Annotated in this window: 22 protein-coding genes; 10 read left to right on the top strand and 12 right to left on the bottom strand. The window is 63.6% G+C overall.

Annotated features, from left to right (window positions below; translation table 11 throughout):
- Positions 1-109: 109 nt before the first annotated feature.
- The gene (locus tag ACYJ11_RS14045; RefSeq protein WP_461648213.1) at positions 110-2,227 is read right to left on the bottom strand and encodes a CDC48 family AAA ATPase; all 2,118 of its coding nucleotides are present in this window, start codon (positions 2,225-2,227) and stop codon (positions 110-112) included.
- Between the two features lie 85 nt (positions 2,228-2,312).
- Between ACYJ11_RS14045 and ACYJ11_RS14040 the strand changes: the two genes are divergently transcribed.
- Positions 2,313-2,447, top strand: a complete 135-nt coding sequence (locus ACYJ11_RS14040) for a DUF7128 family protein (RefSeq protein ID WP_004517924.1) — start codon at positions 2,313-2,315, stop codon at positions 2,445-2,447.
- A 60-nt stretch (positions 2,448-2,507) separates the two neighbouring features.
- Here the strand turns inward: ACYJ11_RS14040 and ACYJ11_RS14035 are convergent, their stop codons facing one another.
- Positions 2,508-2,933 carry a DUF5796 family protein gene (locus ACYJ11_RS14035; protein ID WP_170096055.1) on the bottom strand — a complete coding sequence of 142 codons (426 nt, stop codon included), beginning with the start codon at positions 2,931-2,933 and terminating at the stop codon, positions 2,508-2,510.
- Positions 2,934-3,056: 123 nt separating this feature from the next.
- Here ACYJ11_RS14035 and ACYJ11_RS14030 point away from each other — a divergent pair, with 123 nt between their 5' ends.
- Both ACYJ11_RS14030 and ACYJ11_RS14025 read left to right on the top strand, forming a co-directional pair.
- Positions 3,057-4,601 (top strand): alkaline phosphatase family protein, encoded by a 1,545-nt coding sequence (locus ACYJ11_RS14030; protein ID WP_461648212.1) that lies wholly within the window; start codon positions 3,057-3,059, stop codon positions 4,599-4,601.
- Positions 4,602-4,677: 76 nt separating this feature from the next.
- Positions 4,678-5,208 (top strand): Rrf2 family transcriptional regulator, encoded by a 531-nt coding sequence (locus ACYJ11_RS14025; RefSeq protein ID WP_023843253.1) that lies wholly within the window; start codon positions 4,678-4,680, stop codon positions 5,206-5,208.
- 36 nt (positions 5,209-5,244) lie between these two features.
- On the opposite strand, the gene ACYJ11_RS14020 is transcribed toward ACYJ11_RS14025, so the two are convergent.
- A complete protein-coding gene (locus ACYJ11_RS14020; protein ID WP_188977041.1) occupies positions 5,245-6,195 on the bottom strand; it encodes a zinc-dependent metalloprotease in 951 nt (316 codons plus the stop codon).
- Between the two features lie 84 nt (positions 6,196-6,279).
- Positions 6,280-6,558, bottom strand: coding sequence for a hypothetical protein (locus ACYJ11_RS14015; protein WP_461648211.1), 279 nt, complete (start codon positions 6,556-6,558; stop codon positions 6,280-6,282).
- 113 nt (positions 6,559-6,671) lie between these two features.
- Between ACYJ11_RS14015 and ACYJ11_RS14010 the strand changes: the two genes are divergently transcribed.
- The 5 genes from ACYJ11_RS14010 to ACYJ11_RS13990 all read left to right on the top strand — a co-directional run bounded on the left by ACYJ11_RS14010 (position 6,672) and on the right by ACYJ11_RS13990 (position 10,228).
- Entirely contained in the window at positions 6,672-7,730 is a 1,059-nt protein-coding gene (locus ACYJ11_RS14010) for a M20/M25/M40 family metallo-hydrolase (RefSeq protein ID WP_461648210.1), read from the top strand.
- A gap of 71 nt (positions 7,731-7,801) precedes the next feature.
- Positions 7,802-7,984: an LSM domain-containing protein gene (locus tag ACYJ11_RS14005; RefSeq protein ID WP_004517917.1), complete on the top strand. Its 183-nt coding sequence runs from the start codon at positions 7,802-7,804 to the stop codon at positions 7,982-7,984.
- On the top strand, positions 7,981-8,154 hold the full coding sequence (locus ACYJ11_RS14000) for a 50S ribosomal protein L37e (protein WP_004517916.1): 174 nt from the start codon (positions 7,981-7,983) through the stop codon (positions 8,152-8,154). The genes ACYJ11_RS14005 and ACYJ11_RS14000 overlap by 4 nt, the downstream gene beginning before the upstream one ends.
- Before the next feature lie 14 nt (positions 8,155-8,168).
- Positions 8,169-9,611 carry an amidophosphoribosyltransferase gene (gene purF, locus ACYJ11_RS13995; RefSeq protein ID WP_461648209.1) on the top strand — a complete coding sequence of 481 codons (1,443 nt, stop codon included), beginning with the start codon at positions 8,169-8,171 and terminating at the stop codon, positions 9,609-9,611.
- 56 nt (positions 9,612-9,667) lie between these two features.
- A complete protein-coding gene (locus ACYJ11_RS13990; RefSeq protein ID WP_461648208.1) occupies positions 9,668-10,228 on the top strand; it encodes a GNAT family N-acetyltransferase in 561 nt (186 codons plus the stop codon).
- Between the two features lie 3 nt (positions 10,229-10,231).
- Here the strand turns inward: ACYJ11_RS13990 and ACYJ11_RS13985 are convergent, their stop codons facing one another.
- Complete coding sequence (locus ACYJ11_RS13985) at positions 10,232-10,792, bottom strand: DUF420 domain-containing protein (protein WP_461648207.1); 561 nt, start codon at positions 10,790-10,792, stop codon at positions 10,232-10,234.
- A gap of 61 nt (positions 10,793-10,853) precedes the next feature.
- A complete protein-coding gene (locus tag ACYJ11_RS13980; protein WP_461648206.1) occupies positions 10,854-12,389 on the bottom strand; it encodes a hybrid sensor histidine kinase/response regulator in 1,536 nt (511 codons plus the stop codon).
- Positions 12,390-12,518: 129 nt separating this feature from the next.
- Between ACYJ11_RS13980 and ACYJ11_RS13975 the strand changes: the two genes are divergently transcribed.
- Positions 12,519-13,271 carry a TrmB family transcriptional regulator sugar-binding domain-containing protein gene (locus tag ACYJ11_RS13975; RefSeq protein ID WP_461648445.1) on the top strand — a complete coding sequence of 251 codons (753 nt, stop codon included), beginning with the start codon at positions 12,519-12,521 and terminating at the stop codon, positions 13,269-13,271.
- A 56-nt stretch (positions 13,272-13,327) separates the two neighbouring features.
- On the opposite strand, the gene ACYJ11_RS13970 is transcribed toward ACYJ11_RS13975, so the two are convergent.
- On the bottom strand, positions 13,328-15,601 hold the full coding sequence (locus ACYJ11_RS13970) for a CDC48 family AAA ATPase (RefSeq protein ID WP_461648205.1): 2,274 nt from the start codon (positions 15,599-15,601) through the stop codon (positions 13,328-13,330).
- Positions 15,601-15,846, bottom strand: a complete 246-nt coding sequence (locus tag ACYJ11_RS13965; protein WP_005534511.1) for a DUF7127 family protein — start codon at positions 15,844-15,846, stop codon at positions 15,601-15,603. The genes ACYJ11_RS13970 and ACYJ11_RS13965 overlap by 1 nt, the downstream gene beginning before the upstream one ends.
- A 147-nt stretch (positions 15,847-15,993) precedes the next feature.
- On the opposite strand from ACYJ11_RS13965, the gene ACYJ11_RS13960 reads away from it, so the two are divergent.
- Complete coding sequence (locus ACYJ11_RS13960; RefSeq protein WP_461648204.1) at positions 15,994-16,770, top strand: alpha/beta fold hydrolase; 777 nt, start codon at positions 15,994-15,996, stop codon at positions 16,768-16,770.
- A 21-nt stretch (positions 16,771-16,791) separates the two neighbouring features.
- Here the strand turns inward: ACYJ11_RS13960 and ACYJ11_RS13955 are convergent, their stop codons facing one another.
- The 4 genes from ACYJ11_RS13955 to ACYJ11_RS13940 all read right to left on the bottom strand — a co-directional run bounded on the left by ACYJ11_RS13955 (position 16,792) and on the right by ACYJ11_RS13940 (position 19,270).
- Complete coding sequence (locus ACYJ11_RS13955) at positions 16,792-17,478, bottom strand: protein sorting system archaetidylserine synthase (protein ID WP_461648203.1); 687 nt, start codon at positions 17,476-17,478, stop codon at positions 16,792-16,794.
- A 72-nt stretch (positions 17,479-17,550) separates the two neighbouring features.
- Entirely contained in the window at positions 17,551-18,243 is a 693-nt protein-coding gene (locus tag ACYJ11_RS13950; protein WP_461648202.1) for a metal-dependent hydrolase, read from the bottom strand.
- 191 nt (positions 18,244-18,434) lie between these two features.
- Positions 18,435-18,731, bottom strand: coding sequence for a hypothetical protein (locus ACYJ11_RS13945; protein ID WP_461648201.1), 297 nt, complete (start codon positions 18,729-18,731; stop codon positions 18,435-18,437).
- A gap of 14 nt (positions 18,732-18,745) precedes the next feature.
- On the bottom strand, positions 18,746-19,270 hold the full coding sequence (locus ACYJ11_RS13940) for a DoxX family membrane protein (protein ID WP_005534519.1): 525 nt from the start codon (positions 19,268-19,270) through the stop codon (positions 18,746-18,748).
- Positions 19,271-19,324 lie beyond the last annotated feature (54 nt).

Here is a 19,324-nt window from a genome sequence, read left to right as displayed (position 1 = left end):
GAGTCGACCCTTTCGCCTCTCCTCGCCTTTCCGACGGAATCGCCCGGAGAAGTATCTCAGCGGCAAGAACAGACAAACACGGTTCGACTGGGCCACGCCGCCCGGAGTGTTATCGGGCCCGTTCCCGCTCCAGCGCTTTACTGAAGTGCTCGGGCGTGATCTCCACCTCGTCGGCGTTCTCGGTGGCTTCCTCGGGTCCATAGGCTGACGCCATCTCCCGGATGGCCAGCATCGACGCTTCGCGGACGACGGCCTCCAGCTCTGCGCCCGAGAAGCCATCTGTTTCCTCGGCAAGGTCCCCGATATCGGTGTCAGCAGCGAGTGGTTTTCCGGCGGTGTGGACGGAAAGAATCTCCTCGCGGGCGTCACGGTCCGGGTTCGGGACTTCGACGTGCTGTTCGAGGCGGCCGGGTCGCAGCAGCGCGTCGTCGATCATGTCCCGGCGGTTAGTCGCAGCTAGAACGACCAGATTGGGGTTCTCGGTGATGCCATCCAGTTCGGCGAGCAGCTGTGAGACGACGCGCTCGGTGACTTCGTTGCCCTGGCCGCGGTGGCTGGCGATGGCGTCGATCTCGTCGAGGAAGATGATGCTCGGCGCGGTCTGTCGGGCACGCTCGAACAACTCCCGCACGGCTTCCTCGCTCTCGCCGACGTAGCGGTCCATGATCTCTGGGCCGGCGACGTGGATGAAGTTCACGTCGCTCTCGCCGGCGACGGCCCGAGCGAGCAGCGTCTTCCCCGTCCCCGGCGGGCCGTACAGCAGGATGCCGCTCGGCGGGTCAGTATTCGTCGCGGTGAACAGTTCACCGTACGACAGCGGCCACTCGATGGTCTCAGTCAGCGTCTGCTTGACCTCGGACAGCCCACCCACGTCGTCGAAGGTCGCCGTCGGCGACTCGGCGACGTACTCCCGCATCGCACTGGGGTCGACCGTCGCGAGCGCGGTTTCGAAGTCGTCCTGATGGACATCGCCGTCGTCGCGGTCGGCCCGGAGCGCGGCCATCGCGGCCTCGGTGGTCAGCGACGCGAGGTCAGCCCCGACGAAGCCGTGTGTCTGTGCAGCGATGCGGTCCAGATCCACGTCGTCGTGCAGCGGCATGTCCCGCGTGTGGACGTCCATAATCTCGCGCCGGCCGTGCTCGCCGGGGACGCCGATCTCGATCTCGCGGTCGAAGCGACCCCCACGACGCAGTGCCGGGTCGATGGCGTCGACGCGGTTCGTCGCGCCGATGACGACGACCCGGCCCCGGTCTTCGAGGCCGTCCATCAGCGTGAGCAGCTGTGCGACGACCCGGTTCTCCATGTCGGCGTCCTCATCGCGGGAGCCGGCGATAGAGTCGATCTCGTCGACGAAGAGGATGGCCGGCGCGTTCGCTTCGGCTCTCTCGAAGGCCTCCCGGAGCCGCTCCTCGCTCTCACCCTTGTACTTCGAGACGATTTCGGGGCCGGAGATAGTGTCGAAGTAGGCGTCGACCTCGTTGGCGACGGCGCGGGCGATGAGGGTCTTCCCCGTCCCGGGCGGGCCGTGCAGCAGGACCCCGCTTGGCGGGTCGATACCCAGACGGCGGAACTCCTCGGGCTCCGAGAGGGGCATCTCTATCATCTCCCGGATACGGTCCAGTTCCTCGTCGAGACCGCCGATGTCCTCGTAGCTCACGCCGGACTCAGTCTCGGCGGTCGGCGTGTTCGCCGTCGTTGCCTCGCCGGACGACGACTGGCTCGCGTCGCTGCCACCGTCGAGGCCAGGTAGCACGGTCACCGCCGTCGCGTCGGTAACCCGGACCGGCCCCGACGGAGACGTTTTGCGGACGAGGAAGGTACCCAATCCATCGATGTGGGTCCGCTCGTCGGCCTGGATGATCTGGTCGACCAGCCGCTTCCTGACCAGACTCTCGTAGTCCTCGCTGCCCGGCATCGGATCGACCGGCTGGACGGCGATTTCGGCGGCCTCGGAGACCGACCCGCTGGTCACTGTAACCGTGTCGCCGATGTTGACGCCGGCGTTCGCTCTGGTGTCTGAGTCGATGCGGACGAACGACCCGTCGTCGTCCGCCGGCCAGACCTTCACGACGGTCCTGTCGTCGCCTTCAATGATAACGGGCGACCCGCTCAACACGCCCAACTCGTTCCGTGCGGACTCCGGTAGCCGTGCGATACCGCGCCCGGCGTCGCGCTTGTTCGCACCCTCGACGGTGAGTTCGACACCGGCGTCAGTGGCCCCGCTCATGCCGCCTTCTTGCAATCCGACTCCCTTGAGGGTTCCCGTTGTGTTGCGGGAAAATAATATACGGGCGGCCGTCGGAATCTCAGGTATGGTTGTCCAGACCGAGCGAGACGAGGTCACGTGGTACAAGTGCGAGACCTGTGGCCTGATGTTCGACGACCAGAGCGACGCGCGCCAGCACGAGGAGAACTGCGACGACGAAGACCCGTCCTACATCCAGTAACGGTCCTCGTTCCGCGGTCAACGGTCCTCGTTCCGCGGTCACGGCCGCCTCACACAGGCGTCACGCCTCGACGATTTCGAAGCTTCGCTCGCCGAGTTCATCCTCCTCGAAGACGAACACCCGACCGTTCGTCACGTCGTAATCGACTTCGACTTCCGTCCGCATCTGATTGTCCCGAACCGTGACGCCCGGGAACAGTTCGTCCTCCTCGCCGTCGTCGAGGATGACCCGACCGACGCCTGTCTCTTCGAGAATATCGTCGTGTGTCCGGAGGTCGTTGACGTACACGAGGATACCCGACGTCTCTGTCTCGTCAGTAATCAGGACGTGCGTGTCTTTGCCCGGCGCAGTCTGGATACTCCCTTCGACCGTCGTTGGGACGCCGTGGTAGAACGCTTGACGGCCGTCGAGGTACTCCACGACGACGCCGTCCTCGGTCAACTCGACCGAGACGGTGTCCGGTGCGATGTCCGACCGGTTGCTCATACCGACCCTTCCGGCGGCGCGCTCAAAAGTGACGCGTTGTCCGTTTCGGCCCGTAGTCGCCCGGCGACCCATGTCTGGGACGGGTGCGAAAGGGACTAGTGACTCGCCTGTCTCCGTCTCACCATGACGAAGACCCTCGTCGTCGGACTCGACGGAGCGAGCTGGGAACTGCTCGACCCGTGGATCGAGGCCGGCGAGCTCCCGAACTTGGCCGCGCTACGGGACACCGGCACCTGGGCGGGGACGCGGAGCTGTCTGCCGCCTGTGACCTTCCCGAACTGGAAGTGCTACTCCTCGGGCAAGGACCCCGGTGGGTTCGGTGTCTTCTGGTTCGAGAACGTCGACCTCGACGCGGGCGAAATCACCGTGATGAACGGCGGCGACTACGACACCGCCGAGCTGTGGGACTACCTCAACGACGAGGGACAGTCGGCCGGCGTCGTCAACATGCCGACGATGTACCCGCCGCGGGATATCGACGACCTCGTCGTCGCCGGCGGTCCGGACGCCGTCGAGGGGGAGTACAGATCGATCAGCTCCGGGTACACCTCGCCGCCGGAACTGGCCGAGGAACTCGAATCGCGGTTCGACTACAGCGTCCACCCGGACCCGCTACTGTCCTCGAATGACGAACGCGGCGCTGAGGTCGAGGCTATTCTGGACCTGCTAGAGAAGCGCTTCGAGGTGGCGACGACGCTCATGGACGAGCGGGACCTCGATTTCGTCCACGTCACGCTGTTCTATCTCAACGTCCTGCATCACTTCTTCTGGGACGACGAGCCGAGCCTGCGCGCGTGGAAGCTGGTCGACGAGTGGGTCGGCCGGCTCGACGACCGCGAAGATCTGAACCTCGTCCTGATGTCCGACCACGGCTGTGACGCGACCCAGACGGAGTTCTACATCAACGAGTGGCTGGCCGAGAACGGCTACCAAGTTCGGGATACGAGCGTCGACGCGCTCCTCACGCGAATCGGGCTCGACCGGGAAAACCTGCTGGCGGTCGCAAAGCGGGCCGGACTGGTGGACACACTCGCCCGCGTCGTCCCCGAGTCCATCCAGCAACTCGTCCCGCAACGCGACGGCGTCAAACGGGACCGCAAGCTCGAAGCCATCGACCTGGAGCAGACGAAAGTCGTCGCCAGCGGCCAGGGGCCGGTGTACATCAACCCCCGGTTCGACGTGGAATCGGTCCGCGAGTCGCTGATGGCTGACCTACGCGAGGTGGAAGACGAGCATGGACCGCTGTTCACTGACGTGTACAGAGGCGAAGAAGTGTACAACGGCCCCTACGTCGATGCGGGCCCCGACGTGGTCGTCGACCAGCGCCCAGGCGTCCACGTCAACGACGGCATCGGCGGCGGGACCATTCAGAGCGGTCCCGACCGCTGGGCGGCCGAGAACACGCCCTACGGCATCTTCGCCGCCAGCGGCCCGGATTTCGAGCCACAGGGCGAACTCGACAGAATCAGCATTCTCGATATCGCCCCGACGGTGCTGGCTGCCCACGGCTGCGCTGTCCCGACTGATATGCGCGGCAAGGTGCTCCCGGTATTCCCTGATGACCCTGATGTCGGCGAACGCGAGCCACTCAGTATCGATGATGCGCTCGGGAGCGACGATGACGACGCCGTCGAAGACCGCCTGAAGCAGCTGGGATACATGGAGTAGCCCCGTCTGTGAGTTCGACCGGCGTTCAAATGAGTGAACCCAATGGGATAAGTAGCCGCTCCCGATACACACCGGTATGGTTAGCATCGATCTGAACAACAGCCAGCGAACGATGCTTACGACGCTGGTAAACAGGTATCAACAGACCGGTGAGGCAGTTACCGGCGAGACAATCGCAGAGGAGATCGACCGGAACCCCGGAACGGTACGGAACCAGATGCAGAGTCTGACCTCGCTGGGACTCGTCGAGGGTATTCCCGGCCCGACGGGTGGGTACAAGCCGACGTCCGAGGCATTCGACGCAATCGACCGCCAGCAGATCGACGAGGCCGAGAGCGTCGTCGTCGCCCACGACTACGAGCGCGTCGACGTCACCGTCGAGGAAATCAACTTCACGAACGTCCACGACCCGGAGAAGTGCCGCGCTCGGTTCCACCTCCAGAGTTCGGTACAGGACTTCAGCGAGGGACAGGCGGTCATTCTCGGCCCGACGCCGATCTCGAAGCTCGTCGTCGCCGGGACGGTCGTCGCGGTCGACGAATCGAACAGCGAAATCCTCCTCGACGTCGCGAAGATCGAAGCGCCTGTGGAAGAACCGGAGAAATAAGCGTTCCGCGGGACCGCGTAGCGTGCTGTAGCGGTTTCAGGGGTCGACGCGGTCGATCCACAGCGTCGGCGTCTCTATCTCGTCTTCGGTGGGCAGGGTGTCCGGTGAGTCCCAGACGCGCCCCGCCGCAGCGACGCCGCGGGCATCGGCGACTGTGTCGAAAAACGCCTTCCCGCGTTCGTACTGCTGGCGTTTCATCCCGAGGCCGAGGAGTCGGCGCATGAGCGACGCGATGGGGCCACGTCCCTGCCGGCGCTCGTCGACTTTCCGCCGCAGGTCGTCGTACTCGTCGTCGAAGGCACGGTCCATCAGCAGTTCCGCGTACCCTTCGACGGCAGTCATCGTCGTATCGAGTTCGCCAAGCGTCGCCCGGTCGATGTTGCCGTCGGTGAGATTGTCGATGGCGTCCTCCATCGCCGTTTCGAGGTGGTCAGACAGCCACGGGGCCGCACCGAACTCCGCCGCGTGCGTGACCTCGTGGAACGCGATCCAGCGGCGGAACCGGTCCCGCTCGACGTTCAACTGGTCGGCGACCCGGTGGATGTTGGGACGCACGAAGTACAGTGCGTGGGCGTCGTTGTCCGCGAGCAGGACGGGGTCGTACTGGCCCAGGACGTTGTTCCCCAGAAACGAGAGTGCAACGGCCATCGATCCGGTGTTGACCACGCGGGCGATACCGGGGATGTACTCGGCCTGTTGTTCGATCGGCTCCATCACGCGACTGAACGTGGCGACGTTGGCATCGATCCAGTGGTGGCGGTTCTGGATCTCGACGGTTTCGGGCAGGTCAAAGGCGAGTTCGCCGACCTCCCGGACGCGGTCTCTGGCGTCCCGAACGTCGGTCGCGTAGCCGTCGCGTTCGGGCGTCTCGACGGTGAGGTCGCCCGTATCCGTCGCGCCCTTCGCGGCGTCGGCGACGGCACTCCAGTCGATAGGGCCGTCGCCGGTCGCGCCGGCGACAGCCTGAACGCTGTGGTATATTCCCATACGCCTGAAATGTGGCGGGAGAAAATAGGCCTTCTCCCTGTAAAAACGACTCCCCGCGTTCGGTTCGAGAGCGAGACCTATCCGCTACAGGTCGACGTCGCTGTCATCAGCGTCTTTTGACCCGCCGAGATACAGGCGCAGAACGAGCGCGACAACTGCGACGACACCGAGCACCGCGAGCGCGAGGCGACCGACACTGGGGCCGCTGCCGTCTTCTGTATCTGTTTCGTTGCTCGACCCGTCCGTCCGCGACCACTGTGATTTGCTGTCTGATTCGTCGTCATCGTCGCCAGCGCTGAACGGAGCGTTCGCAGTGAACTCCGCACCGTCGAGATGTACTTCGAGGAAGGTGAATTCTGCCATACTGACAGTTCGACGCCCCGACTCTTAGCCGTGGCGGTACCATGGCCACGCTGAGATGTCCTAGACCGTATGCCGTCCGTTGTTTTCATGACCACGGGGCAATTATCTCGTGTATGGACACACGACGACGAGAGTTTCTCGAATCGCTGCTGACAACGCCCGGCCCGTCTGGATACGAGGCCGACAGCCAGCGGGTGTGGCTCGACTACGTCAGCGAGTTCGCCGACGAGGTCCGAACGGACGACTACGGGAACGCCGTCGCGAAGGTCGAGGGCGGCGATACGACCGTTGCGCTCGCGGGCCACGGTGACGAAATCGGGTTCATCGTTCGAGACTTCACGGACGACGGCTTCGTCAAACTGGGCCGCATCGGCGGCTCTGACAAGACCGTCTCCCGCGGGCAACACGTCACCATTCACACGGCAGACGGCCCCGTCTCGGGCGTCGTGGGACAGACCGCGATTCACCTCCGGGATTCGGACGACGATTCGGTCCCCGAAATCTCCGAACAGTACGTCGACGTGGGTGCAGCGGACGGCGACGAGGTGGACTCACTCGTCGACCGCGGCGACCCAGTGACGTTCGTCCAGACGCTGAGCGAACTGGAGAACGGCCGCCTTGCCGCACGGGGGATGGACAACCGTATCGGTATCTGGGCGGCCGCCGAGGGCCTCCGCCGCGCGGCAGAATCAGACCCGGATGCGACGGTGTACGCTGTCTCGACAGTGCAGGAGGAAGTCGGCGTACAGGGGGCGAAGATGGTTGGGTTCGACCTCGCGCCGGACGTGGCCATCGCCGCTGACGTGACGCACGCGACGGACGCACCGGGTTCGCCCGGCAAGGCCGCGACGGGTGTGGATCTCGGCGGGGGACCGGTCGTCGCCCGCGGGAGCGCGAACCATCCGGTCGCCGTCGACGCTCTTCGAGAGACGAGCGAGGCCGAGGACATCGATATCCAGTTGCAGGCGGCGGGCACTCGAACCGGGACCGATGCGGACGCATTCTACACCTCACGTGGTGGGATCCCGTCGGTCAACGTCGGGCTGCCGAACCGCTACATGCACACGCCGGTCGAGGTCATCGATCCCGACGACCTCGACGCGCTTGCAGACCTGCTCGCTGGCTTCGCCGTCCGAGCGGCCGAGCGAGCGCCGTTTAGCGTCGACGTGTAAGACAGTGGAACGGTCTCGCGGGCCATCAGACAAACGGTACGTTTAAGCGGCCATCACTATCCAAACCGTACATGAGTGGACGACCGCTAGATGTACTCGAAGCGTCCCTCGGTGAGACAGTCACCGTACAGCTGAAGGGTGGCGAACTGTTCGAGGGGGAACTCACTGGCTACGACCAACACATGAACCTCGTCGTCGAGGATGAAGACACAACGATTATACGCGGCGATAACGTCGTCTCAATTACTCCATGACTGGCGCAGGAACTCCGAGTCAGGGCAAGAAAAACACCACGACGCACACGAAGTGTCGACGGTGTGGCGAAAAGTCGTATCACACGAAAAAGAAGGTCTGCTCGTCGTGCGGTTTCGGCAAGTCGGCCAAGCGGCGTGACTACGAGTGGCAGTCGAAAGCGGGCGAATAACTCACTCAACACAAATGCACGAGAAGTGCGGCGTTGTTGGCATCTCTCTGGAGGACCGTGACGCCGCCCGACCGCTTTACTACTCCTTGTACGCGCTCCAGCACCGCGGCCAGGAATCGGCCGGTATCGTCACCCACGACGGGTTCCAGCAGTACAGCCACGTCGAAATGGGACTCGTCGGTGACGCGTTCGACCCCGGCGACCTGGAGGCGCTCAACGGCTCAAACGGTATCGGTCACGTTCGATACCCGACTGCCGGGAGCGTCAACGCCTGCTGTGCCCAGCCGTTCTCCGTCTCGTTCAAGTCGGGATCGCTGGGGCTGTCCCACAACGGGAATCTCGTCAACGCCGACGAGATCGGCGACGAACTGGCCGACCTCGGCCACGCCTTCACGTCCGACGGCGACACCGAGGTCATCGCCCACGACCTCGCGCGTAATCTCCTCGAGGAGGATCTGGTTCGGGCCGTCAAGCGAACGATGAACCGCATCCACGGGTCGTACTCGCTGACCATCATGCACGACGAGACGGTCCTCGGCGTGCGCGACCCGCAGGGGAACCGACCGCTGTGTATCGGGGAACTCGAGGACGGCTACGTCCTCGCTTCCGAGTCGGCTGCCATCGACACGCTCGACGGCGAACTGATCCGGGACGTCAAGCCCGGCGAACTCGTCGTCTTGCACGCCGACGGCACCGGCTACGACACCTATCAGCTCGTCGAACCCGAGAACACGGCCCATTGCTTCTTCGAACACGTCTACTTCGCGCGACCGGACTCGACCATCGACGAGAACCTCGTCTACGAGGTCCGGCGCGAACTGGGCCGGAAACTCTGGGAGGAGTCCGGTGTCGAATCAGACGTGGTGTTGCCGGTGCCGGACTCCGGGCGCGCGTTCGCCTCCGGGTACGCCGAGGCCGCACAGGACGACGGCTCGGACATCGAGTTCGCCGAGGGGCTGATGAAAAACCGGTACGTCGGCCGCACGTTCATCATGCCGACCCAAGACGAACGCGAGCGGGCCGTTCGGCTGAAGCTCAACCCCATTAAGTCCACAATCGAGGGCAAAAGCGTCACCATCATCGACGACTCTATCGTCCGCGGGACCACCTCGACGCAACTGATCAAGTTGCTGAAAGACGCCGGTGCCGAAGAAGTCCACGTCCGCATCGGCGCGCCGCCAATCGTCGCCCCGTGTTACATGGGTATCGACATGGCCTCCCGCGATGAACTCATCGCCGGGAACCAGTCCGTCGACGAGATCCGCGAGGAAATCGAGGCGGACTCGCTGTCGTACCTCTCTATCGACGCCATCGCGGAGACGCTGGAGACGAGCCGGACTGACCTCTGTCTCGGCTGTGTCACCGGCGAGTATCCCTACGATATCGAGGGCGAGGCGACGGATCGGGACGTTGTCCGCCCGGATATCGGGACGCAATCGAGCCCGGCCGACGACTAGCGTCGTTGGTGCTGCACAGCACTACATTTTTCCCCAGTCCGAGCGAGGAGTCGCCAATGCCAGGGCCGTCCTTCCTCGCAACCGACCGAACCGCCCTCCGGTCCCCGGAACGAGACGACCTTGACTGGATACAGCGCGTCTTTCACGACGAGAAGGTCTGGGGGCTGGGGACGTACGCCCGCCCGCCGACCGGCGGCCAGATGGAGACCTACTACGAAGAGACGCTTTCCGATGAGGACTCGGTCCATCTGCTGGTCTGTGTCGACCCGGCCGGGAGTCCGGGCCCAGTCGAGGACCGAACCGAGCCGGTCGGACTCGTCGCCATGACGGACCACGACCCGGAGCGAGGCACAGCCGAACTGGCCTACTGGCTCGACCCGGACGCCTGGGGGCAGGGGTACGCCACCGAGGCGGCGGACAGGCTGGTTCAGTATGGCTTCGACCAGCGGGCGCTCCGGAAATGGTCGGCAAAGATTGTGGGCGGAAACGACCGCTCCGTCGCGGTGGTCGAACGCCTGGGATTCAAGAAAGAAGGCACCCACCGGGCGGAGTGGCATCTCGACGGCGTGTGGCGAGACATGTTGTGGTTCGGCCTGCTACGAACGGATCGCGACTAGTCCTTACCAGACCAGATACAGCATCGCGTACACGACGATTCCCATCGAGAAGGAGATCAGCCACAGGCTTGCGGCCAGTTTCCCGGCCCGCGGGTGGTTCGTCGACGACAGTTCCGAGGCGGGGTACGTGTAAGCCAGCAGCAAGACGTAGTACACCGCCGGGATGGCGATGATGGCAAGCAGGATGTGGACGGCGAGGAAGGGCAGGTAGAAATATGTCTCGACGACTGATGGCCCGGTGAAGTCCGTCGGCCCTGCAAGTGTTATCCGGTAGAGGTACAGTACGAGAAACAGAGCGAACAGTCCGAACGAGGAGAGCATCAGCTTCCGGTGTCGGGCGACGTCGCCGCGGCGGATCGCTCGGATACCGCCGACGATTGTGCCGATAGCGAGGGCGCTGACCACGGCGTTGGCGTGGGGGATCGCCCCGAGAACGCTCGCGGGTGCAGCGGGGAGCGCCGATTGGGGAATCGCCCCGAGAACGGCTCCGAACACGAGCGCGAGCGACACGACCGTCAACAGGCCAGTGAGTGCTGGCACGCGATACCGAGCCTGAAGATCCATACCACAACTCCGGCCTGGATGCAAAATACGGTTTCGAGTCGCGTACGGCGAGGCGGGGTCGCTACGTGGTTTTCGCTGCCGGCCGCTTGACGTCGGTGACGTTCAGCCGGACCCGCTCCGTTGATTCGTTGGAGAGGGCGATTTCCCACCCGTGGCCCTGTGCGATTTCCCGGATCACGGCGAGGTGGAGCCCGACCCCCTCGTCACTGGAGGCGTAATAGAGTTCAAACGGCCCTTTGTTCCCCGCCTCCAGCGGGACACCGTCGTATTCGAGGGCGAATCCGTCAGCCGTGTCGGTGACGGTTATTTTGCCGGTGTCGCCCTGCTCCATGGCGAGCCGGAAGAAGTTTTCCGCAAGCTGACACAGCCGGTTGCCATCGGCCAGTATCGTCTCGGTACAGTCGATTTCGATGGTCGACCCACCGGTGTCGACTGTCGTCCAGGCGTCCGCCATCACGTCGGAGAGCGTGACTGGCTCGACGGTGTACTGTCTGCCGCCCTGTCGAGCGATTTCCATGAGATCGTCGATGAGAAACGACATCCGGGTGTGGCTGCGCTGGATGGCGTCGAACTCCTCGGCGGCGTGTTCAGTGGCTAGCAGTTCGACCCGTCCCATCGCTGCCTGAAGCGGGTTCCGCAGTTCGTGTGAGATGATCTGTGCGAGCTCACGGAGCCGCTCTTTCTGTCGTTCCAGTTCCGTCGTCCGCTGCTGGAGCGCGTCTTTCGTCTGGCTCGCGTCGATAGCCAGCGCGATATTGTGGCCGACCTCTCTGAACGTATCCTGTTCTTCCGTGTCGAAGATATCGACACGGTCGGCGTACACTCCGAGGACGCCGTACGACGCCCCATCGTACACCAGCGGGACAGCGAGAACTCGGGAACAGTCTGTCTCCAGTGCGTCTGTGTCATCCGCGACCGTTGCTGGGTCGATGTCTGCAACGACCAGTCGGTCCTCCGACTCGGCCCGGCGCAACGGTTCCGGTGCAGTGATGGAGACGTGGTCACGCTGTGACCCCAGCGCTCGAACGACCGGTCTGTCGTGCTGACAGGTCACCGTACAGGCCTCGCTGTATCTGGCCGTGCCCGCCAGAACCGCCGTGATATCGCGTTCGATATCCATCCGTGACTGTGAGCGGACGAGGGCCTGATTGACCAGCCGGACGGCCTCGTTGAGCTGTTTTCGCTTGTTCGCCCGTTGGCGGGCGGGGCTGGACGCGACGGCGGCGTCGACCTGTGCCAGCAGTCGCTGGTGGGCGTCGTTCACGGTACTCGGAACGTAGCCGAACACGTCGCGGCTGTACGCTTCGCGGGCGATGTCGCCGTTTGTCACCTCGGCGAAAAGGACGACCGGGATCTCGGGATGGCTCTCCCGCAGTCGTTCGATAACCGTCAGCCCACCGAGATACTGCGTCCCGTCCAGGTTCTCCACTTCGCAGTTCGTGACGACGCAGTCCGCGTCGTAATCGCCGAGCGCACACTCCAAATCACGAACCCCGTCGAACTCGTGAACGGTGAGACCACTGTCCCGGAGCATCGAAATCGCGGCCCTGTCCTGACTTGGACTGCGGACAAACAGGACGGTGGGCTGTGACTTCATCACCCTTCCGAGGAGATACATACATAAAGAAGTTACACCCCAACTATCGTCACTGATGACATTTCCCGCCACAGCGACGCTCTCTCCGAATTCAGGGGACGATTTATACACGTGGCACCGAATTCTCTGCTGATGGCACAATCGGGACTGCAAACCCATCGGACCCAGTCGGCAGTCATCGATGCGATGCACTCACTTATCGACAGTGCCGAGGAGAGTCTCACGATCGCGGTCCCAAAATCGGCCCTCCATGAGTTTGTGCCGCAACTCGGCGCAGCTATCGAGCGGGATGTGCTGGTGTTGTTACTGGTCCATGGCGACGAGGCAGCACCAACACCCGCATACGACGATATTGCCACGGCGGTGCGGACAATCGAGAGCGGCATTACCCCACTGCTCGTGACCGCTGATATGCAGCGCGGACTCACGGGGCATTCCGGACTGCTGACTAATTCGATGGCAGACTATCAGGCGACCGAATTCGATAACGAAAACCTCGCACACGATGAGTTCACGATGTTCCTCGGGAGCCACTGGCTGATGGGAACGGAATGCTACATCGCCGACGTCTGTGTGTTCCCGCGGACGTTTTCGGCGTTCCAGTTCGCGGTGCTTGCGGCGGCGCTGGCGCTGCGCGAGGGCACGGCGATCACCGCTCGCGCCCGGGTACTCTCGACGGCGGACCGCACTGAGACGACGATATCAGGACCGGTAATAAACGCCCGGCAGAGTATCGTCTATCCCGCATCGAGTAAGAATCCGGCCGAACGGTCGCTCACCGTCGAAACCGATTCCGGACCGGTCACCGTCGGCGGGTCAGGTGCGACGAGAGAAGTCTACGAGTGTCGCGAAATCACGCTGGACAGGGCTGACGACGAATAACGCACCGAGAAAACCGCTATACTACGCAAAAATCAGCGTCGGGTTGCCGACTGTCGCTACTGGAAGGTGCGACTGGCCGTGCTTTCGTCGGTGACGCCGGGTTCGGCCCGGTCGAAGCGCTGTTCGATCTCGTCGTAGCGCTCGCGGGTCTCCTCGGTGACACTGGGGCCGACCTCGTCGAGCGCGTGCTCGAAGTGGTCCATCGTCACGCGGACGTTGCTGACGCTGTCGCCGATCTCCTCGGGGTCTACGCTGTTGATGAACTCCCGGGTCGCAGCCATCGACGCCTCGCGGGCGACCGCTTCGATGTCCGCACCGACGTAGCCGTCCGTTCGGCTGGCCAGTTCGTCGAGGTCGACGCCGTCGGCCAGCGGCTTGCTACGGGTATGGACCTGGAAGATGGCGCGGCGGGCCTCCTCGTCCGGGACGGGCACGTGGACGTGCCTGTCGAGTCGGCCGGGACGCAGGAGCGCGTCGTCGATGAGGTCCGGCCGGTTCGTGGTCGCGACGACCACGACGTTTTCCATGTCCTCGATGCCGTCTAGCTCCGTCAGGAGCTGGGAGACGACGCGCTCGCCGACGCCGGAGTCGGTCGTGCCGCCGCCACGTTCGCCGGCGATGGAGTCGATCTCGTCGAAGAACACCACGGTCGGGGCGTTCTCGCGGGCCTTGCTGAACACTTCGCGGACGCCCTTCTCGCTTTCCCCGACGAACTTGTTCAGGAGTTCCGGTCCCTTCACGGAGATGAAGTTGGACTGGGCCTCGTTGGCGACGGCTTTCGCCAGCAGCGTCTTCCCGGTGCCGGGCGGGCCGTACATCAGCACGCCCTTTGCGGCTTCCAGATCCATCGACTCGAACACGTCCTCGTACTCCAGCGGCCACTGGATGGTCTCCCGGAGCCGCTCCTTGGTGCCTTCGAGGCCACCGACGGAGTCCCAGGTAACGTCCGGGACTTCGACGAAGACCTCCCGGAGCGCGGAGGGCTCGATGCCCTTCATCGCCTCGCGGAAGTCCGTATCGCTGATCTCCAGCCGTTCCAGTACCTCGGCGTCGATCTCGTCGGATTCGAGGTCGAGTTCGGGGCGGATACGTCGGAGTGCGTTCATCGCACTCTCTTTGGTGAGGGAGGCGAGGTCAGCGCCGACGAAGCCGTGGGTGTTCTCGGCGTAGTTCTCGATGTTGATCTCCTCGGCGAGGGGCATTCCGCGGGTGTGGACCTGCAGGATTTCCTTGCGGCCCTCCTTGTCCGGGACGCCGATCTCGATTTCGCGGTCGAAGCGGCCACCACGGCGCAGCGCCGGGTCGATGGCGTCGACACGGTTCGTCGCGCCGATGACGATGACCTGCCCGCGCTCTTCGAGCCCGTCCATCAGGCTGAGCAGCTGGGCGACGACGCGGCGTTCCACGTCACCCTGAGTTTCGCCGCGCTTCGGGGCGATAGAGTCGATCTCGTCAATGAAGACGATAGCGGGGGAGTTCTCCGAGGCCTCGTCGAAGATCTCGCGGAGTTGCTCCTCGCTCTCGCCGTAGTACTTCGACATGATCTCCGGGCCGGAGATAGTGGTGAAGTAGGCGTCGATCTCGTTGGCGACAGCCTTGGCCATCAGCGTCTTTCCGGTGCCGGGCGGGCCGTGCAGGAGGACGCCCTTCGGCGGCTCGATACCGAGCTGCTGGAACAGTTCGGGGTGGCGCATCGGCAGCTCGATCATCTCACGGACCTGTTCGAGCTCGCGGTCGAGGCCGCCGATGTCCTCGTAGGTCACGTCAGGCGTGTCGCGGGCTTCGGGTGCGCCCTCGCCGCTGTGGACCTGCTCGGCGGGCATCTCGCTGACCTGTATGTCTGTGGAGTCGGTCACGACGACCGTCCCGGAGGGCTCGGTTTCGGCGATCTTCAGCGGGATCTTCTGGCCGGACATCGAGGAGAGCGGTCCGAGGCCGAAGCTCACCGGTACGGTCTGGCCCTGCGTGACGGCCTGACCGCTGAGGTTGTTCCGGATCATCGGGCCGACGTTGCCCCGAACCCGGAGGTTCTGGGGCAGCGCGACGGTGACCGAGGTCGCGGGGTTGACATCGGCCTTTTCGATGTTGACCGGGTCGTCGATACCGACGTTGGCTTCCTGACGAAGCTGCCCGTCAATGCGAACGATACCCTTCCCCTCGTCCTCGGGGTAGCCGGGCCAGACGCGGGCGACTGCGCGGCTGTCCTGTTTCCCTTCGAGAACGATGTAGTCGCCGTTCTCGAGTTCGAGTTCGTCCATCGCGGCGCGGTCGATAGCCGCGAGGCCACGGCCGGCGTCTTTCTGTTTGAGTGGTTTGACAGTAAGTCTCATCAGTTATCTCCCTCGTCCTCTGACAGTTCGATAGTGAGAACCCCGTGATTGATAAACGCTCGTGCGTCACCGGCAGGGATCTCTTGTTCGTGTTGATGGCCGTCAGCGACGACGATGACGGTCCCATCGACCACATCGACACTCGCATCGGCAGCGGGTCCCACGTCCGCCGCGAGCACGACGCTGTCGTCGTACTCGAATCGGCGGAGGGGCGTCTCGTCGAACAACTGCTGTTCTGAAGTCATGCTAACTCAAAGTAAGCGTGATAAGTATATAAACCCATCGCCGAAATACGCCGTACGGCGGGAAAATTTTGGGAGTTGCTTGAATGCGGTTCACACCTGTTCTGGGCGCGCCAATCCTTTATCCACACCGCTTCCGAACGGTGTTGCATGAACTGGATCGAGCACGACGGGCGAGTCACGGCGTACAGAGAGACGCAGTCTGCTACAGCGGGACCGACGGCGCTGTATGTTCACGGTAGCGGCGCGACACACCGCGTGTGGGGTCGACAGTACGCGCCCTCCGGACCGACTCATCCCGCTGTCGCGCTGGACCTGTCCGGGCACGGTGACTCCGACGACATCGACGCCGATGCCGGGATCACGACCCTCGACGCCTACGCGGACGACGTGGTCGCTGTAGGGCGGGAGACGGACGCGGACGTGCTGGTCGGTAATTCGCTGGGTGGGGCCGTCGCCCAGTGGGTGGCGCTGGAGCGGGACTGGACGCCCGCGGCAATAGTGTTGCTGGGGACCGGCCCCGAACTCCCGGTGTTCGACGGGCTACAGGAGTGGCTCGCAAACGACTGGGACCGCGCCGTCGAGTTCTTACACGAACGGGACCGCCTGTTCCACGACACGGATCACGAGGCCCTCGCCCGCTCCCGCGAGCAGATGGCGGCGGTCGGGCAGGCCGTGACCCGGCGCGATTTCATGACCTGTCACGGATTCGACGTGCGAGACCGACTCGGCGAGATTGATATACCTGTGCTGGCCGTCTGTGGCGAGCACGACAAACTGACCCCGCGGGCGTATCACGAGACGCTGGCCCGAGAGGTCTCCGACGGGGAGGTGTCGTTCGTCCCCGACGCCGCACACCTCGCGATGGTCGAACAGCCCGAGGCGTTCAACGACATTCTGAGAGAGTTCATCGAGGACACGGTCTGAGCAGAGTGCGACTGGCGAGGGCTACTCTCTGGGGTAAACCCACGGTCCAAGCGCAAAGAACAGCAGCGCGATGGCGAGCATCGCCCGCGGCCCGGCCCGGAAGAACGCCATCGGTGCGATGACGGCGACGGCTTGTACAACACCCATCGGGATGGCGTATTTCGGCCCCGGCTTTGGATAGTCGAAGGGAGCAATCATCGCGAACGAGAGGGCGAGCGCGCCGATACTCAACACAAGCGGGTTCGTAATACCACTCAGATACGCCGTCGCGATGATGATACTCCCGAGCGTGTTCGGCATACCCGGCCGTTCGTCGGGTGCGTCGAAATACGTCGAGTAGAACGCCGTTCTGACGATGGAACACACGACATACGCGGAGGCGAGCAGGGCGAGGCCGACGAACACGGCCGGATGTGCGGCCTCGATACCGCCGTAGGCGTCCGTCAACAGCACGTAGAGAAAGAGGCTCGGTGTCGCACCGAACGAAACCACGTCAGTCACGGAATCCAGCAGCGGGCCGACCGCCGAGCTGTCACCGTTCCGGGCAACGATCCCGTCGATTGCATCGGCGATGACCGCCAGTAGAATGAGGCGAGCGGCCAGATGGGGGTCAGTGAAGGCGATGGCTCCGGCGACGAACCCGACGACGGCGTTGAACAACGTCACCGTGTCGGCAACACTGAGTCGTCGGCGTACCTCGAAGCCCATGGTTTCCCGGTGTGCCAGGTCGTATATGAAGGACTCGAAAGCGAACGCTCCGCAGTGCCGCCCGGCGGTCCATCACTCGTCGGGGAGGTCGTGGCCGATGCGGAGGCGAGCAGCGGTGGCAAGCGTCCCGACGACAAGGATGACCAGCTCCCAGCCGCTCCGGGCGATGGGGAACACGCGGTCGACGGTTTCGGGTTCCGGCTGTCCCGGGTTGGGGTCGATGCCAGTACTCATCTGCACCTCGCTGGAGTTGCCCATCGACTGCGTGGTCGACCCGCCGCTCCCCCCCGTACCGGTGCCACCGGACGTCTGAGCGGGCGGGTCGGGCAGTTCGACGAACGTCTGGACGATGCCACGCTGGCTCGACAGCTCTAGGTGGCCGCTGAGCTGGTAGAACTGGTCGTACAGCGGCCAGAAGAGGTTCGCACCGCCCGTAATCAGGTCTAGCAGTACGTGACCAACCACGTACACCACGACGCAGAACCAGCTGACACGGACACCGTAGGCCCCCCAGCGGCCCCTGATATACGATTCGTCACGCACGTACAGGTCGACTCCAATGAGGAGCGCCAGCACTGCCGGGATGACGAGATTCGTCGTCGCAGCCCGGTGGCCGGCCTGCCAGTAGAGGCCGAGGAACGCGTCTACATCGGGGAACGTGACGACGAGTATCGACAGGAGCAGCGACCGCTTATCGAATGCAGCACCCAGTAGCGTTGCAGCAAGTAACCCCACAAAAGCGTAGTGAACCACCAGCGAAGGCATATAGATATCAACACGACCACAGAAATGAGCGTTGTGGTGGGCTCTATCAGAATCAGAAACTACCCCACCTGATTAATATGGCCACAGTAAATACATTGTCAGTGGGGAATCGGTGGGGTGGAGCGGCACCCACTATCACTTCTGTAGACAGGCTCGACACGTCGGGTTAAAACAACGAAAACGAGAACCGCTTAATCTGCCGTGATTTCTTGCTGTGTCGTGGCCGTCTCAGTCTTCATTGGGGCGACGAGCCTGTAGACCCCGTACAGGGCCAGGACCAGGATCCCGGCTAGGACCAGCCCGGTCCGGAGCGTCGGATCGATCATCGGCGTCGCGATGATCTCGCCTGCGTCGTTCGTCAGCGGTGCCGCGCTGTAGGGCTTCCCCGCCAGGATCTCCACGATGCCGAGGACGACGACGCCCAGCAGCATCAGTCCGCCGCTGAGTGCCATCGCCGCTTTGTCGATGACGGTGGTGTGTTGTTGCATTGGTGGTCACCTCGTTAACCGAGCAGGTACCTGAGTTTCGGGTGTCGTTTGACCAGTTTGGTCTTCTCGATGATCGCATCGAGGCCGTAGTAGCGACCGGTGGCCAGCACGATCATCGTCACGAACAGTAATATGCCCATGAAGTCGCTGTTGACCAGCCCGTGGCCGAACTCCGCGTTGCCGATCCAGAACAGGGACATGAAGAAGACCCCGAACACGGAGGCGAGTCGGACCAGTGCGCCGACCATCAGCCCGAGCCCGATGAGCGTCTCGCCCAGCGGGACCATCGCCTGAATGACCCAGCCCAGATATTCGCCCATCAGCACGGGGATCGGACCGAGTGCCGTGCCAGTCATCTGCTTGAGGTAGGTCGGCCCGTACGTGTAGGCCAGCCCGTTCTCGATGAGCTTCGTTACGCCTGCGTGGAAGAACCACCAGCCGGTTACGACACGCAGGAACGCCAGCCAGTACGCGGTCCAAGCCCCGCCGAGCTCGAGCTCGAAGTCGTCTGCCAGGGGGTTCGCCGCTTGATAGGACATCTGTGTCACCTCACATGTGAAATTCCGCACCACGGTGGCATATAATGGACAGGG

It is taken from the genome of Haloarcula sp. H-GB5, from assembly GCF_054850705.1.
The sequence above is the reverse complement of the archived record's forward strand: the minus strand, read 5'-3'. Positions and strand labels throughout refer to the sequence as shown.